The sequence below is a fragment of the Nocardia sp. NPDC004415 genome (assembly GCF_053602435.1).
Genome location: NZ_JBSGDP010000018.1, coordinates 50900 through 64652, shown reverse-complemented (window position 1 = coordinate 64652; position 13753 = coordinate 50900). Strand labels below are relative to the sequence as shown.

At 69.4% G+C, this 13753-nt stretch carries 15 protein-coding genes, 2 tRNA genes and 1 riboswitch; of the genes, 13 read left to right on the top strand and 4 right to left on the bottom strand.

The window, feature by feature from the left end:
* Window positions 1-13: 13 nt before the first annotated feature.
* The 6 genes from ACWEMY_RS11645 (at window position 14) to ACWEMY_RS11620 (ending at window position 3971) form a co-directional block, all read left to right on the top strand.
* Window positions 14-781, top strand: coding sequence for an AfsA-related hotdog domain-containing protein (locus tag ACWEMY_RS11645; RefSeq protein ID WP_452389948.1), 768 nt, complete (start codon window positions 14-16; stop codon window positions 779-781).
* Window positions 778-1497 (top strand): HAD family hydrolase, encoded by a 720-nt coding sequence (locus tag ACWEMY_RS11640; protein ID WP_452389947.1) that lies wholly within the window; start codon window positions 778-780, stop codon window positions 1495-1497. The genes ACWEMY_RS11645 and ACWEMY_RS11640 overlap by 4 nt, the downstream gene beginning before the upstream one ends.
* Window positions 1491-2333, top strand: coding sequence for a hypothetical protein (locus tag ACWEMY_RS11635; protein WP_452389946.1), 843 nt, complete (start codon window positions 1491-1493; stop codon window positions 2331-2333). Before ACWEMY_RS11640 ends, ACWEMY_RS11635 begins: the two co-directional genes overlap by 7 nt.
* Window positions 2334-2396: 63 nt before the next feature.
* Window positions 2397-3803, top strand: a complete 1407-nt coding sequence (locus ACWEMY_RS11630) for a hypothetical protein (RefSeq protein ID WP_452389945.1) — start codon at window positions 2397-2399, stop codon at window positions 3801-3803.
* A 14-nt stretch (window positions 3804-3817) separates the two neighbouring features.
* Window positions 3818-3890: transfer RNA gene (locus tag ACWEMY_RS11625), tRNA-Lys, on the top strand.
* Between the two features lie 10 nt (window positions 3891-3900).
* Window positions 3901-3971: transfer RNA gene (locus tag ACWEMY_RS11620), tRNA-OTHER, on the top strand.
* 37 nt (window positions 3972-4008) lie between these two features.
* Here the strand turns inward: ACWEMY_RS11620 and ACWEMY_RS11615 are convergent.
* From ACWEMY_RS11615 to ACWEMY_RS11600, 4 genes are all read right to left on the bottom strand, one after another.
* The gene (locus ACWEMY_RS11615) at window positions 4009-4158 is read right to left on the bottom strand and encodes a hypothetical protein (protein WP_452389944.1); all 150 of its coding nucleotides are present in this window, start codon (window positions 4156-4158) and stop codon (window positions 4009-4011) included.
* A gap of 37 nt (window positions 4159-4195) precedes the next feature.
* On the bottom strand, window positions 4196-4696 hold the full coding sequence (locus tag ACWEMY_RS11610) for a DUF5063 domain-containing protein (RefSeq protein WP_452389943.1): 501 nt from the start codon (window positions 4694-4696) through the stop codon (window positions 4196-4198).
* An 84-nt stretch (window positions 4697-4780) separates the two neighbouring features.
* Entirely contained in the window at window positions 4781-5968 is a 1188-nt protein-coding gene (locus tag ACWEMY_RS11605; protein WP_452389942.1) for an MFS transporter, read from the bottom strand.
* Window positions 5946-6572 carry an FMN-dependent NADH-azoreductase gene (locus tag ACWEMY_RS11600; protein ID WP_452389941.1) on the bottom strand — a complete coding sequence of 209 codons (627 nt, stop codon included), beginning with the start codon at window positions 6570-6572 and terminating at the stop codon, window positions 5946-5948. The genes ACWEMY_RS11605 and ACWEMY_RS11600 overlap by 23 nt, the downstream gene beginning before the upstream one ends.
* A gap of 230 nt (window positions 6573-6802) precedes the next feature.
* A riboswitch (SAM riboswitch) is annotated at window positions 6803-6918 on the top strand.
* Between the two features lie 45 nt (window positions 6919-6963).
* On the opposite strand from ACWEMY_RS11600, the gene ACWEMY_RS11595 reads away from it, so the two are divergent.
* From ACWEMY_RS11595 to ACWEMY_RS11565, 7 genes are read left to right on the top strand one after another with little or no spacing between them, the layout of a single operon-like run.
* Window positions 6964-8127, top strand: a complete 1164-nt coding sequence (locus ACWEMY_RS11595) for an ABC transporter substrate-binding protein (protein WP_452389940.1) — start codon at window positions 6964-6966, stop codon at window positions 8125-8127.
* Complete coding sequence (locus ACWEMY_RS11590; protein WP_452389939.1) at window positions 8127-9962, top strand: ABC transporter permease; 1836 nt, start codon at window positions 8127-8129, stop codon at window positions 9960-9962. The genes ACWEMY_RS11595 and ACWEMY_RS11590 overlap by 1 nt, the downstream gene beginning before the upstream one ends.
* Window positions 9943-10848, top strand: a complete 906-nt coding sequence (locus tag ACWEMY_RS11585) for an ABC transporter ATP-binding protein (RefSeq protein ID WP_452389938.1) — start codon at window positions 9943-9945, stop codon at window positions 10846-10848. Before ACWEMY_RS11590 ends, ACWEMY_RS11585 begins: the two co-directional genes overlap by 20 nt.
* Window positions 10838-11584, top strand: a complete 747-nt coding sequence (locus tag ACWEMY_RS11580) for an ABC transporter ATP-binding protein (protein WP_452389937.1) — start codon at window positions 10838-10840, stop codon at window positions 11582-11584. Before ACWEMY_RS11585 ends, ACWEMY_RS11580 begins: the two co-directional genes overlap by 11 nt.
* Window positions 11581-12594 (top strand): LLM class flavin-dependent oxidoreductase, encoded by a 1014-nt coding sequence (locus ACWEMY_RS11575; RefSeq protein WP_452389936.1) that lies wholly within the window; start codon window positions 11581-11583, stop codon window positions 12592-12594. The genes ACWEMY_RS11580 and ACWEMY_RS11575 overlap by 4 nt, the downstream gene beginning before the upstream one ends.
* Window positions 12591-13043, top strand: coding sequence for a CMD domain-containing protein (locus ACWEMY_RS11570; protein ID WP_452389935.1), 453 nt, complete (start codon window positions 12591-12593; stop codon window positions 13041-13043). The genes ACWEMY_RS11575 and ACWEMY_RS11570 overlap by 4 nt, the downstream gene beginning before the upstream one ends.
* Window positions 13040-13645, top strand: coding sequence for an alkylhydroperoxidase domain protein (locus ACWEMY_RS11565; protein WP_452389934.1), 606 nt, complete (start codon window positions 13040-13042; stop codon window positions 13643-13645). The genes ACWEMY_RS11570 and ACWEMY_RS11565 overlap by 4 nt, the downstream gene beginning before the upstream one ends.
* Window positions 13646-13753 lie beyond the last annotated feature (108 nt).

The following is a 13753-nucleotide window of genomic DNA, read 5'->3' as shown; positions in this document are numbered from 1 at the left end:
TGGAGGTCTATCCATGTCTGTAGTCCAGCTCGACTCCACCGTGACCACCGCGTACGTGGTGGTCGGTGACCGATTCCTCGGCATCTCCGCCGACGACCGGGTGCACACCGTGTCCGGACTGGTCGCGTTGCTGCGCGGAGGGCGATTGCCCGCGAGTCAGGAACTGGCCGTTCACCTGGGGCAGGGCGTCACCCGGCACGATCTCGACTATCTCGAGCACGTGGCCGCGGTGCACGCGCCGCACCTGCGGGTGCGGGTCGTCGGCGAGATCGCCGAGCCCGCGCGCAGGCACCACGTGCACAAGTACCAGCACTCCAATGTGCTGCTGGCGGGCCTCACCAGGACCGAGGAGAACGTCTTCCAGGCCGATCTGCGCCTGGACGGCGACAACGAACTGCTCCTGGACCACCAGACCGGTGAGCACGTGCAGGGCATCGTGGTGATCGAGGCGGTGCGCCAGCTGTTCCTGGCCGCCTTCGAACTCGAATACGGCGTGCGCCGCCCGCAGGAGCACTTCTACATCGTCTGGAACAACGTGGACCTGCGGTTCACCTCGTTCCTGTTCCCGCTGCCCGCGACCCTGCACGCCCGGCTCACGCCGGTCTCCGTCGACGACCCCGGCAAGCTGCAGTTCCGGATCGAGACCGAGGTGCACCAGTTCGGCAAGCCGGTCGCCAGCTCGCGCATCGAGTTCACCGCCCTGCCCAACGAGCGGATCGCCCAGATCGAGCGCGCCAAGGCCGCCAAGGCAGTCGACGCCTACCTCGAGGTCTCGGCGTGAGTAGCGGAGCCGCCTTTTTCGACGTGGACGAGACCGTGATCACGGTCAAGTCCATGTTCACCTTCCTGCGTTTCTGGCTCGCCGAACTGGGTGACGACGGCACCGAGTACGCCCGCGTCACCGACGACCTCAAACAGCGGGCCGCCGCGGGGGCACCACGCGAGGACATCAACCGCGAGTACTACCGCACCTACCGCGGCGTCGAGTACGCCGCGCTGGTCGCGGCCGGTCAGCGCTGGTTCGACGAATTCGCCGCCGGGGGAGCCGCCTTCTACGCCGAGCCGGTCCGTGCCCTGCGTGACCACGCGGCGGCGGGCGTGCGCACGGTGCTGCTGTCGGGTTCGTTCGCCCCGGCGATCGCGCCGGTCGCCGCGGCGGTCGGGGCTGATCACATCATCGCCACCGAACCCCTGCTCGACGAGCACGGCGTGCTCACCGGCGAGGTGCGCAAGCCGATGATCGGCGCGGCCAAGGGCGAGGCGGTGGTCGAGTACCTGCGTGAACACGCGATCAGCGTGAACGACACCTGGGGCTACGGCGACCACGCCACCGACCTGCCCTTCCTCTGGCTGGTGGCCCGCCCGGCCTACCGCGGCGCCGACCCCGAGCTGGTCGCGGCCGCGCGCTCCGGCACCTGGCGACTGCTGAGCGACCGGCTCGGCGACGCCGAGGGAAACGAATTCTCCGACGATCGAAAAGTGGCCTCCGTATGGTGAAACGTCGCTACGAGCTGACCCCGACCACCCAGGGCCCGCTCTACCCACCCAGCGAAATAGTGGACGCCGCAGGCGATTTCCTCGTCGTCGGCTTCCTCAACGAGGAAGGTCCCGACGGCACGGTGACGCGCCGCTGGGGCAGGGCCGTGGTCGCGGCCGACACCCCGCTACCGCCGTTCGGCGAGAACCTGCCCTACACGGTGGTTCGCGATCTACCCGACGAGCTCTCCGACGACGACCGCGCACTGGTCCTGCACACGCTCCCACTTCCCCTGCCCGCCAACAACTATCCGATGGTCTTCGCGCCCGACCAGCTCCCGGAAGCAGCCTCGGTCACCCGCCCGAGCTACCCCTTCCACGAGGTCCCCATCCCCGACCTCCGTCCCGAGGACGGCCGCAAACTCACCGAGCCGGTCACCCTCGGGCAATGGCTGGAAGCCCGTGGCACCCTGGATGTCTCGATCAGCGACGACGAACACTCGGCCCACTTCGCCTTCGAGTTCACCGGCCTGATCCCCGACTCCCTCTACACGGTCATGTCCCTGCGCTCCGGCGACCTGAACCCCGAATCGCCCACCCGCCCAGGACCTCTCGGCGTGCCCAATGTCTTCATCACCGCCCCCGACGGCACCGCCACGTACCGGGCCACCCTCCCCAACCCCTTCCCCGACCCTTCGACCCCCGGCGCCAACCGCGTCATCAGCGTCGTAGTCCTCTGGCAGAGCTACCAGCAGAACTACGGCGGCGCCATCGGCCACTTCGGCCTCGGCGGCGACATCCACGCCCAACTCAAACTCCCCACCCCCACCTTCGAGGAGTTCACCACCCACCCCTGACCCGATCCCGGGTGGCGGCGAAAACGTTTGCCGCCACCCGGGCCTTCTTGTGATGATCGGGGCATGGATACGGGGGTGCTGGAGCCCGGCGAGGCGTTGGTTCAGTTGCACGCGACATTGGACGCCCGGCCTCGGCCGGAGAATGTGGCCGTGCTCGTCTGGTACGTGCTGAAGCACGAGCTGGGGGAGGACGAGCGCCGCCGCTTGGGCAAGGTGGCGCGAGCCGCCGGCCGATGGAACGGGTTGACCTCTCTGTCCGATGATTTCGCGTCGCCGGTGGGTGGCGCACGCCAGGTGGCGGCCACCAGCCGCCTGTTCGATGTCACCGCCGAGGTGGATGCCGACGAGCCCGCGTCGCTGCTGTCGTTCGCGCAGGCGGTCGGCGCCGCGATCGGTTTCGATCCGCGACGGCCGGACTTCCAGGCCGACCGGCTCAACCGCCACGACCGGGCCGCCGCCGGGATGGACATCTCCAAGCGCCAGTACAACCGCCGTTTCCGCGCGCTGCGCCGGGTGACGGGCAAGGCGCACACCCTGGACATGGAGCAACGCAAACGGCACCTGACGCTGCTGGCCAAGACGGGTTTCGCCACCGAACTCACCCTCGACCGCTTCCGCGCCGATCCCGGCGCCGCGTGCTTCATCGCCTACTTCACCGCCAAGCGCAAGCTGCGCCGCCAGTTCACGCTGGCGGGCCGCGACAACCCTTTCGACGAGATCGCCGAGCTGCTGTTCGCGCGCTGTCGCCGGTCCGCCGACACCGACTGGTGGATGATCGCCCAGGCCTATCCCACCCCGGAGGTGCTCGCCCGCCTCACCGAGGAGCAGCGCGGCGAGCTGCTCGGCCGCTGGTTCCGCACGATGCGGTCGACCGCTTCCGCGCTGGAGAGCCTCTGGGCGGCAAGCGAATTCGATCGCGAGCGGATGATCGTCCGGCGCGGCAACGATTCCTCGACGTGGAATCTGCTCTGCGGCGCCTACAACGCGGCGCGGGCGGCGTGGTTGTCGTGCCTGGCCGCCACCGACGCGACCGGTCTGCTCGACGTGACCTGCCCCGGCAAGGCCATGATGCTGATGGCAGGCGACCTGGCCGCCTGGCACCTGGCCACCGGTTCCGGGCCGCACCCCGACACCCAGGTGTGGGCGGCACTGCCGCTGCCCTGGGAGGTGCTCGACGGCCGGGCGACCTGCACGGCGGCCCAGGTCGTCGAGTTCTGCGAGATCGCGGGCATCGACCCGCACCGCACGGGCTGGACCGGCCCCAAACCCCCCGGCCCGGTCGGCACCTTCCGCCCCACCCCGGAGCTCGTCCACGGCGTCGCCGTAGCCGACCCCGTCTGGGCGGGCATGCTGCGCGGCGCCGGCGCCTTCAGTGGAAAATCCATCAAAGCCACACACGCCCAAGAGCTTTCCGCCGGCATCCCCACCTCCGTCCTCCCGGAATCGGCTGGACACCCCCACCCCGACTGAGGCACGATCACCTTGCCCGCTGTAGCTCAGTGGTAGAGCATCCGGCTCTTCACCGGATGGACGCCGGTTCGAGCCCGGTCGGCGGCACGGCGGATGCCTCGTCGTAGCTCAGTGGTAGAGCACCCGGCCAGCACCGGGCAGCCGCCGGTTCGAGCCCGGCCGACGAGCCATCCGCCCCCACCCAGTATGAGGTAGAGGGCCGGGGTCACCGACGGTAGGTGGACTTGTCGCCGAGGAACTCGTCGAAGTCACCCGCGTCGGCCATTTCCCCCAACCTCGACAGAGCGCGCAGACGCTCCAGACGGGCGCCCACCTCGCGCAGGGCGGCGTTCACGGTGTCCTTCTTGGTCGTCACCGACCCACCGAGAACCTGACCGCCCGGTCGCCGCCGATCACGACCTGAACAGGTCGGTGTGCAGGGCTGTGTGGAGGGGCCGGAGGGCGGCGACCGCGTGGTTGCCCCAGTGGCCGAGGTAGGACAGGCGCCAGTCGAAGACGACGTCCTGCCAGCGGGATCCGGAGTCGAGGGCGTCGAGGCCGGTGCGGAGATCGCGCCAGATGTCGGCGAGGTCGTCGGCTACCGAACCCGCGGTGAGCTGGGCGCCCGGGTCTGCGAGATCGCGGTTGGTCCAGTAGATGTCGAGGGGGCCGAGGGCGGTTGTGCAGCGGGTGTAGCACTCGTACCAGGCGTCGTGATCGATGGTCGTCGGGAGGGTGGCCGCGGTCGGCTCCACGCGGGGGAGGTGGGCGGCCGCGGCGAGCACGGTGGCGAGCAGGGGGACCAGGGTTCGGGGGAGTTCGATGCCTGCCGGAGTGCCGTCGATCGCCTCGATGGCCGCGCAGAATTCGCGGGCAGAGGTCACGAAGGTGACGACTTCGGGCGGCTTGCTCATCCGGTAAGGATGGTGGGCGCGCAGGTGATGGGCAACCCGAATCCCGGTCCGTCACGTGGGGTGGCGGGCCGGGATCGGGGTGGGTCAGGTCTTCGTCGACGCGAAAGCCAGTGTGGCTCCGGCGAAGCCGAGGGCTGAGATCGCCAGGGCCACGGCGGGGAAGCCGTTGTCCGCTACCAGGTTGGCCAGTTGGGGGCCTGCGCTGGCGCCGAGGAAGAGGGCGAAGGTGTAGAGGGCGGTGGCGGCGCCTCTGGCTTCGCCCGCCTGGGCGGCGATGGCCTGGACGGCGGCGGGGGCCGCGACCGCCACCGCTGCCACGAAGACGAAAAGCCAAGTGGCTAACCAGATTCCGCCGAGCGGGACGGCGGTGATCGCGGCGGCGGCGCCCGCGGCCGACAAAGCCGTGATCAGGCGCAGTTCCGGGTTGATCGCGGCCAGGCGGGTGGCCAGCAGGGGGACGGCGATCATGGCGGGAATGGCGCTGGCCCGCAGAACCAGCAGCGCGGTGCTACCGGTGCCGACGCCCTCGGGTGGCGCGAGTTGCACGCCGGTGTAGATCCCGACGAAGGAGCCGAGTACGGCAAGGCAGCTGAGGTAGAGCAGGGCCAAGCGTGGGGCGCGCAGCAGCCCGGCGAACGCGGTGAAGACCGAGCCCACCGAGGCCGCCGAGTCGCCACGGCGACCCGGTTCGAGCGCCCCGCGCAGCAGCAGCGCCGAGATCGCGAAGCCCACCGCGCTCGCCACGAACACCGCCCGCCAGCCGAAGGTGTCGTCGACGAGCTGGGCGAGCACCTGCGCGATCACGCCCGCCGCGAGGAACGAGCTGGTCAGGCAGGTGAGCGCGAAGATCCGCCGGTGCGGCGCGATGCGTTCGGCGAGATAGGCGAACGCCGCGGGCGCGAAGAACGACGCCGTCAGCCCCTGCGCCACCCGCGCCGCCAAGCCGGTGCCCAGGCTCGGCGCCGCGATCACCACAAGGGTGGACAAGGCCGTCGCCGCCAGACCCCCGACGATCACCGGGCGCCGCCCCCACCGATCCGAGAGCGGGCCGGTGACCAGGAACCCGGCGCCGTAGGCGAGCCCGAAGGCAGTGGTTGTCCATGTCGCCGCGGCGCGCGAGGTGCCCCACACCTGGGCCAGGTCGCCGAGCACCGGCAGTACCACGTAGAGCTGGCCGACGACGAGAATCCCTACGGCACAGATCGTCGCGACTGTTCTCCCTGTCGGTGCCCACCCCCGCACCGTCGTCTCAGTAGCCGGCGGCGAGCTCACGCGCCCGCTCCTGGGCGGCGGCGAAGCCGGCCTGCGGATCCTCGGTGAGCACGGTCGGCGCGAACCGGATCTCGGCCACGTCCTTCACGCCGACGAAGCGCAGCCAGTCCTGCACGAACGGGGTGGCGAAGTCGTTGCCGAACTGGATCGGCACCCCCGGCTGGTGCACGCCGCTGGTGTAGACGGTGACCGCGCGCTTGCCCTCGAGCAGCCCGCTGTAGCCGACCTCGGGATCGAAACCGAACGACCAGCCCGGCTGGGTGACGATGTCGACGTACTGCTTGAGGATGTAGGGCACGCCGTGGTTCCAGATCGGGATGTTGAGCACGTAGAGGTCGGCGGCGGCGAAGCGGTCGAACACGGTGCGCGCCTGTTCCCAGGCGGCCACCAGTTCGGGGGTCTGCTCCGAGCCGGTGAACACCGCCAGTTTGGCGGCCGCGGCGTCGGTGCCGAACTCGGGCAGTCCGGCGGTGAACAGATCGAGGGTGTCGACCTGCACGGTGGGGTCCTGCGCACGCAGGGTGTCGATGAAAGTCTGTGCGATAGCTCGTGATTGGCTGAATTCGCCACGGGCGGAAGCGTTGATGTGCAGCACGGTGGTCATAGCAATAGGGGTACCGAGCCGCGAGATCGACGACAATGATTTGTCGCACGGTGCGCTGATTCCACGCTCGCCCAGCCGCCCGCACGGCCGCGCATTTGTCTCGAGCTGATCGCAAGCCGGGGCCGCGCGCATCGCCGCAGTTCGCCCCGTATCCGGCTGTCCCGGAACCGAATCGAGTACCCATGCGAGGCCCCGGCCACGCCCTCGAGTGCTGCTACATTTCGCTCCACGGTCACGAGTATCAGCACTGTCGAGCCCCGGCTCGCTGATCGGCAACCCTCGCTTGGCGGTGGGGTGCCCCGGGTGACGACCAGGCGATATCGAGCAGATATCGCAAGCGCTGAATCTTCGCACTCGTCGTGTGCCGATTCATGTCTCGAAGGAACGATCAATGAGCAAGTTCTCGGTCGGTTCGCGCCGCCGTGTCAAGATCATCGCCAGTGCGCTCGCCGCCGTCACGGTGGCCGCCGCGGTGGTCGGTTGCAGCGACTCCGGCAGCGACGCGGCGGACGGCGGAACGGTCTATTTCGGTGTCTCCGGGCCCCGCACCGGCCCCTCGGCCGAGTACGGCAGGCTGTGGCAGCAGGGCTTCGACCTGGCACTGGAGGAGATCAACGCCGCGGGTGGCATCGACGGGCGCAAGGTGGAGCTGAAGTGGGAGGACTCCCAGTCCGACCCCAAGCAGACCGTGCCGATCGCCACCAAGTTCGTCGACGACAAGTCCGTCATCGCCGAGCTGGGCGATTTCTCCTCGCCCGCCTCGATCGCCGCCTCGCCGATCTACAACCGCGGCAAACTCGTCCAGTACGGCTTCACCAATTCCGCGGTCGATTTCACCAAGGGCGGCGACTATTCGTGGAGCCCGTCGATCACCCTGGACGTGTTCCAGGAACGCAATGCCGAGTGGGTGTCGAAGAAGGCCAAGAAGGTCTCGGTGGTCTATCTCGAAACCGACTGGGGTAAGCAGGCTTTCCAGTTCTTCGAGCGTTTCGCCGAGCAGAAGGGCGTGGAGATCGTCTATTCCTCGCCGATCCTGCCCGATTCCACCGATGTGAAGCCGATCCTGATCAAGGGCCGTGAGGCGAACCCCGAGGCGTTCGTGCACCTCGGCTACGGCCCCGACGGCGCGCTGGTGGTCAAGCAGCTGCGTGACGTGGGCTTCACCGGCCAGTTCTTCGGCGGCCAGAACACCCCGCAGTTCATCCAGCTCGCCGGTGCGGCGGCCGAGGGCGACATCGTCAACGGCATCTTCAGCCCCGTCGATCCCGACCCGAAGACCCAGGAATTCGTCACCAAGTTCCGGGCGAAGTTCAACACCGACCCGGGCGATTTCAACGTCTACGCCTATGACGCGCTGCACGTGCTCGTGCAGGCGGCCAAGAAGGGCGGCGCCACCCGCGAGGGCATTCTCGAGGGCCTGAAGACCGAAACCCAGTTCACCGGAATCGGTCTCGGGACGTTCGCCTTCGACCAGGAGTCGCGGCGCCCGAAGGGTGTGGCCCCGCGCGAGCTGGTGCTGAAGGAAGGCAAGTTCGTGCCGACCGGCAACCGCTGATGTTCGACACCCTGATCGCCGGTGTGGTCCACGGCAACGCGTACGCGCTGCTCGCCGTGGGCATCACCCTCATCTTCGGCGTCACCAACGTCATCAATTTCGCGCACGGCGCGGTGTTCGCGCTCGGCTCCATCCTGGGCTGGTGGTTCATCGCCGAGCTCGGCCTGCCGCTGTGGCCCGCGATCGTGCTGGTGGTGGCGATCACCGCGCTGGTCGGTGTGGCCATCGACGTGCTCGCGGTGCATCCGCTGCGCAAGGCACCGGCCATCGCGGCACTGCTGGCGACGGTGGCGGCCGGGTTGATCATCGAGAACCTCACCCAGATCGTCTTCGGGCCCGAGACCCGCCCGTTCCCACAGATCCTGCCCACCAACAACTTCCAGCTCGGCGGCGTCCGCTTCGGCACCTCCGATCTGGTCATGTTCGCCATCACCGTGGTGGTGATGGGCGCGCTGGCCGGGTTCCTGCGGTTCAGCCGCTACGGCCTGGCCATCCGCGCCACCGCCCAGGACCCGGACGCCGCCGCGCAGATGGGCATCGGCGTCTCCCGGATCAAGGTGCTGGCCTTCGCCATCGCCTCCGGGCTCGGCGGGCTCGCGGGAATCTTCGTCGGCCTGTACAACTCGAACATCTCGCCCACCAGCGGCACGCTGGCCGGGCTCACCGGTTTCGTCGCCGCCACCATCGGCGGGCTCGGGTCCATTCCGGGCGCGGTGATCGGCGGGTTCGCCCTCGGCATCGTGGAGGCCTTCGGCATCTACACCTTCGGCGACGGCTACCGCGACCTGATCACCTTCGGCGTGCTGGTGGCCTTCCTGGTGCTGCGGCCCGGCGGGCTGCTGGCCAAGGTGCCCGCGATCAGCGCCGAACCGCTGACCGGCACCTTCCTCGGGATCGGCAGGCCGATCCGGGTGCGGTGGTGGCACGCGGTGCTGGTCTTCGCGGCCGCGGCGATCGTCGTTCCGCTGGTGGCCGACAACTACGCCATCGTGGTCGGCACACAGATCCTGGCCTACGCGATCGTGGCGGTCTCGATGACGCTGATCGCGGGCTCGGCCGGACAGCTGGTCATCGGCCAGGCCGGGCCCATCGCCATCGGCGCCTACACCTCGGCCGTTCTCACGGTGAACCACGACTGGCCGTTCCTGGCGGCCGCGCTCGCCGGTGGCGTGCTGGCGGCGGTGCTGTCCTCCATCCTGGCCGCGCCGCTGTGGAACCTCAACGGGCACTACGTGGCCATCGCCACGCTGGGCATCGGCATCGTGATCGTGGCGGTGATCCGCAACTGGGAATCGCTGACCCGCGGCTCCTACGGCATCTTCGGCATTCCGGTGCCGAGCATCCTGGGTCACGAGTTCACCGAGAACACCGAGGTGTACCTGCTCGACCTGGTGTTCCTGGCGATCACCCTGGCGGTGGTGGTCGGAATCCAGCGCTCGCGGCTCGGTGTCGCGTTGCGCGCGGTCGGTGCCGACGAGGTCGCCGCGCGGTCCTCTGGCATCCCGGTGCGCGACTACAAGGCGCTGGCCTTCGCGATCAGCGCCCTGTTCTCCGGGATCGCCGGCGCGCTGCTGGCGCACCAGTACAGCTACATCGACCCGACGGTGTTCAACCTGCCCATGTCCCTGCTGATCATCACCATTCTCGTGCTCGGCGGCACCGGCTCGCCCTACGGCGCGGTGCTGGGCGCGGTGGTGCTGATCGGCGTTCCCGAGGCCCTGCGGCTGGCCCCGGAGGCGCGCATCCTGCTCTACGGCGTGGTGCTGCTGCTGATCATCCGGTTCCGTCCGCAAGGTGTGCTGGTGAGGAGTGACCGTGTCCGAATCGCCGCGTGAGCCCGCGCTCGCGGTCCGTGAACTGCGCAAGTCCTTCGGCGGGGTGAAGGCCGTCGACGGCGTCGAATTGATCGTGGCGCCAGGGGAATTCGTCTCGATCATCGGTCCGAACGGTTCCGGCAAGACCACCACCGTCAACCTCGTCTCCGGGGTCCTGCGTCCCGACGCGGGCCGGGTCGAGGTCGACGGGGAGCGGCTGCGGCCCGGCTCGCAGGAGGCCGCGGCCGCCGCCGGGATCGCCCGCACCTTCCAGAACGGCCGGGTGTTCGGCAGCCTGACGGTGCGCGAGAACGTCGAGATCGGCCTGCACACCACCGTCACCGCGGCCCGACCGCTGCGCTTCCTGGCGCGGTTCCCGGTACTGCGCTGGTTTCCGCTGCTGGCCGAGACCGTGCTGGCCCTGGTGCCGACACCCGCGGTGCGCGCCGAACGGCGTGCCACCGAGGCGCTGGTCGACGCCCAGCTGGCCCGGTTCCCGGAACGGCTGGTGCCGCGCGCGGACAACCACGCCTACACGCTGTCCTACGCCAATCGCCGCCGCACCGAGATCGCCAGGGCCCTGGCCCTGCGACCCCGCGTGCTGCTGCTCGACGAACCGGCGGCGGGCATGAACCAGACCGAGACCGCCGAGGTCGGCAGGCAACTCGCCGAGCTGAAAGCGGCCGGGCAGACCATCGTGCTGGTGGAGCACAAACTGGATCTGGTGAACGCGCTCTCGGACCGGGTGATCGTGCTCGACGAGGGCCGCGTCATCGCCGAGGGCACGCCCGAGCAGATCCAGAACGACGAGCGGGTCATCGAGGCGTACCTGGGGCGGCGCCGCCTGCGGGCCGCCGGTGAGCCGCGGCGGACAACGGCAGAGAAGGTGATCGTCGGTGCCGAGTGACGAGAACACAACGCCCATCCTGGAATTCGACGAGGTCACCGTGCACTACGGTCCCTCGCGCGCACTGGACAAGGTGTCGCTGACGGTGCGCCCCGGCGAGATCGTCTCGCTGCTGGGCGGAAACGCGTCCGGCAAATCCACGACGATGAAGACCGCCCTCGGGCTGCTGCGCCCGTCCTCGGGCACGGTACGCGTCGACGGTGTCGACGTGAGCACCAGCTCGCCCGCCGCCCGGATCGAGGCCGGTCTGGCCTCGGTGCCGGAGGCGCGCCGGGTCTTCCCGGCAATGACCGTGGAGGAGAACCTCTACGTCGGCGGCTATATCCGCAAGGAACGGCGCCGGGCGCTCGCCGCCAGGGCCGCGGAACTCTACGAGCACTTCCCGCGCCTGCGCGAACGCCGCACTCAGCACGCGGGCACGCTCTCCGGCGGCGAACAGCAGATGCTGGCCTTCGCCAGGGCGTTGATGAGCAAGCCGCGGCTGATCTGCATGGACGAGCCGACCATGGGCCTGTCGCCGCTGTTCGTCGACCGGGTGCTCGACGAGATCGCCCGGCTCAACACCGAACTGGGCCTGGCGATCCTGATCGTCGAGCAGCAGGCCGAGCTGGCGCTGTCGATCGCGCACACCGGAAACGTGTTGCGCGGCGGGGAGATCGTGCTGCACGGCACCGCCGCCGAGCTGCTCGACGATCCGGCCGTGCGCGACGCCTACCTGGGCAAGGCGGCGGCATGACGAAGCGGCTCGGCCTGTTCACCCGGTTGGTCCGTCACGCCGAGGACCAGGGCGCGGCCCAGGTCTACGCCGACGCGCTGGCCCAGATCGCACTGGCCGAGCGCCTCGGCTACGACAGCGCCTGGGTCGCCCAGCACCACGTCGACCCGGACGAGGGCGGCGTGCCCTCACCGCTGGTGTTCCTCGCGCACGCGGCCGCCCGGTTCGGCGAGATCCGGCTCGGCACCGCGATCGTCACCCTCGGGCTGGAGGACCCGGTCCGGGTCGCCGAGGACGCGGCGGTGCTGGACACCCTGTCCGGCGGCAGGCTCGAATTGGGTTTCGGCAGCGGCGGTTCCGCGAGGTCCTTTGAATTGTTCGGGGTCGCTCCCGAAGAGAAGCAGAAGGTCTACGCCGAGAAGCTGGCCGCGATCACGGCCGCCCTCGACGGCGCGGAACTGGTGCCCGGCCGCGTCCTGCACCCGCCCGCGGCGTCGCTGCGTGAGCGGGTCTGGCACGCCAGTTTCTCCGCGACGGGGGCGCGGCGCGCCGGGGAGGCGGGCGCGGGCCTGCTGCTCTCCCGAGCCCAGGCGCGCGACCCGGCGGCGCCGAACGCCTCGCTCGACGACATCCAGGCACCGCTGATCGAGGCGTACCGCGCCGCGCTGCCCGCCGGCGTGACGCCCCGAATCGCCGCCTCCCGCAGTGTTTTCGTCGCCGACGCCCACGCCGACGCCCACCGCCGGGCCCGCCGCGGCGCCCAGCGATTCCTGGATCACCTACGCGCGGCGGGCAATACGCAACTCGCGTCCACCGTCGATGAGGTCCTGCGCGATTCCTATGTCGGCACACCCGACGAGGTAGCCGAGCGGCTCGCCGCCGACCGCGCCGTCACCGCGGCCACCGATCTCATCGTCCAGATCCATCCCATCGATCCGGACCAGCCCGCGGTCCTGCGCTCGATCGAACTACTCGCCACCGAAGTCGTGCCGCGACTGAACCGGCACTGGAACGAAAGGGGCACGGCGTGAGCGCCGATGTCATCGACACGGTGCTCGGCACCGAGACCGCGACCCGCGTCGCCGCCCTGCGCGCGAGCAGGCCCGCCGTGGTCGAACACACCCAGGGCGTGCACGACGCGCTCTTCGACGGACCGGCGGGCCTCGCCTTCGGTCCCGAACGGCTGGCCACGATCGCCGCGCACGTCGCGGCACTGGCCGAGTCGAAGGAACTCGCCACTCACTACCGCGAGCGCGTGGAAAGCGCTGTCACCGAGCCGGATTCGCGGCTGGAGGCCGCGCTGGCACACGCCGAGCGACTCACCACCGCCCCCGCGACCAGCACCCACGCGCACATCACCGAACTGCTGGCGGCCGGTCTCACCGAGACCGACATCGTCACCGTCTCCCAGCTCGTCGGATTCGTGAACTACCAGGTCCGCCTGCTGGCCGGCCTCGCCCTGATCGGAGCACAGCGATGACCGAGGTCCGCGACGTCGAGAGTGCCGCGCGCCCAACCGGTTTCACCCAGGACCAGCTGGACTGGGTGCCCTGGGTCGAACCCATCGCCCTGGCCGACGCCGACGAGACCCAGCGCCCCCTGCTCGCCGGACAGCGCGGCGAGAGCCCGTATTTCCGGCTGCTGGCCCGAAATGCCGAGGTCCTGACCCACCGCAGCGCCAACGACAAGGACATCTTCTACAGCCGCGAAGGGCTCGGCCGCGCCGAACGTGAACTCGCCGCCACGGTGACTTCGCGATTCAACGGCTGCGAGTACTGCGCGTCGGTACACTCACGTTTCACATCCCAGTTGTCCCGCCGCGGCGAAGACGTGCAGCGACTGCTGGACGAAGGTGTGACCGTGCGGATCGACGAGCGCTGGGACGCGATCATCGATTTCGCCGTCGCGCTGGCCGCGCAACCACCCCGGCCCGCGCACGCGGAACTGCACCGGTTGCGTGCACTCGGTGTCGACGACACCGAGATTCACGATCTGGTGCTCTCCATCGCCTCGTTCTCGTGGGCGAATCGGCTCATGCTGAGTCTCGGCGAGCCGGAAGTTCCCGGGGCTTGTGGCGCCTGACAAAAAAATTCTAGAAAATTCCTTTAAAACACTCCCTGTTCAGATTCACGTGGGTATCGTCCGAGACGGCAAATGGCCAGTGACGACGTAGTCACAAAGCATCAACTT

What these genes read in the sequence shown, in the direction of transcription:
- ACWEMY_RS11645 (WP_452389948.1), top strand. Translation starts at nt 14, where the DNA reads ATGTCTGTAGTCCAGCTCGACTCCACCGTGACCACCGCGTACGTGGTG.
- ACWEMY_RS11635 (WP_452389946.1), top strand. Translation starts at nt 1,491, where the DNA reads ATGGTGAAACGTCGCTACGAGCTGACCCCGACCACCCAGGGCCCGCTC.
- ACWEMY_RS11630 (WP_452389945.1), top strand. Translation starts at nt 2,397, where the DNA reads ATGGATACGGGGGTGCTGGAGCCCGGCGAGGCGTTGGTTCAGTTGCAC.
- ACWEMY_RS11610 (WP_452389943.1), bottom strand. Translation starts at nt 4,696, where the DNA reads ATGAGCAAGCCGCCCGAAGTCGTCACCTTCGTGACCTCTGCCCGCGAA.
- ACWEMY_RS11600 (WP_452389941.1), bottom strand. Translation starts at nt 6,572, where the DNA reads ATGACCACCGTGCTGCACATCAACGCTTCCGCCCGTGGCGAATTCAGC.
- ACWEMY_RS11595 (WP_452389940.1), top strand. Translation starts at nt 6,964, where the DNA reads ATGAGCAAGTTCTCGGTCGGTTCGCGCCGCCGTGTCAAGATCATCGCC.
- ACWEMY_RS11590 (WP_452389939.1), top strand. Translation starts at nt 8,127, where the DNA reads ATGTTCGACACCCTGATCGCCGGTGTGGTCCACGGCAACGCGTACGCG.
- ACWEMY_RS11575 (WP_452389936.1), top strand. Translation starts at nt 11,581, where the DNA reads ATGACGAAGCGGCTCGGCCTGTTCACCCGGTTGGTCCGTCACGCCGAG.
- ACWEMY_RS11565 (WP_452389934.1), top strand. Translation starts at nt 13,040, where the DNA reads ATGACCGAGGTCCGCGACGTCGAGAGTGCCGCGCGCCCAACCGGTTTC.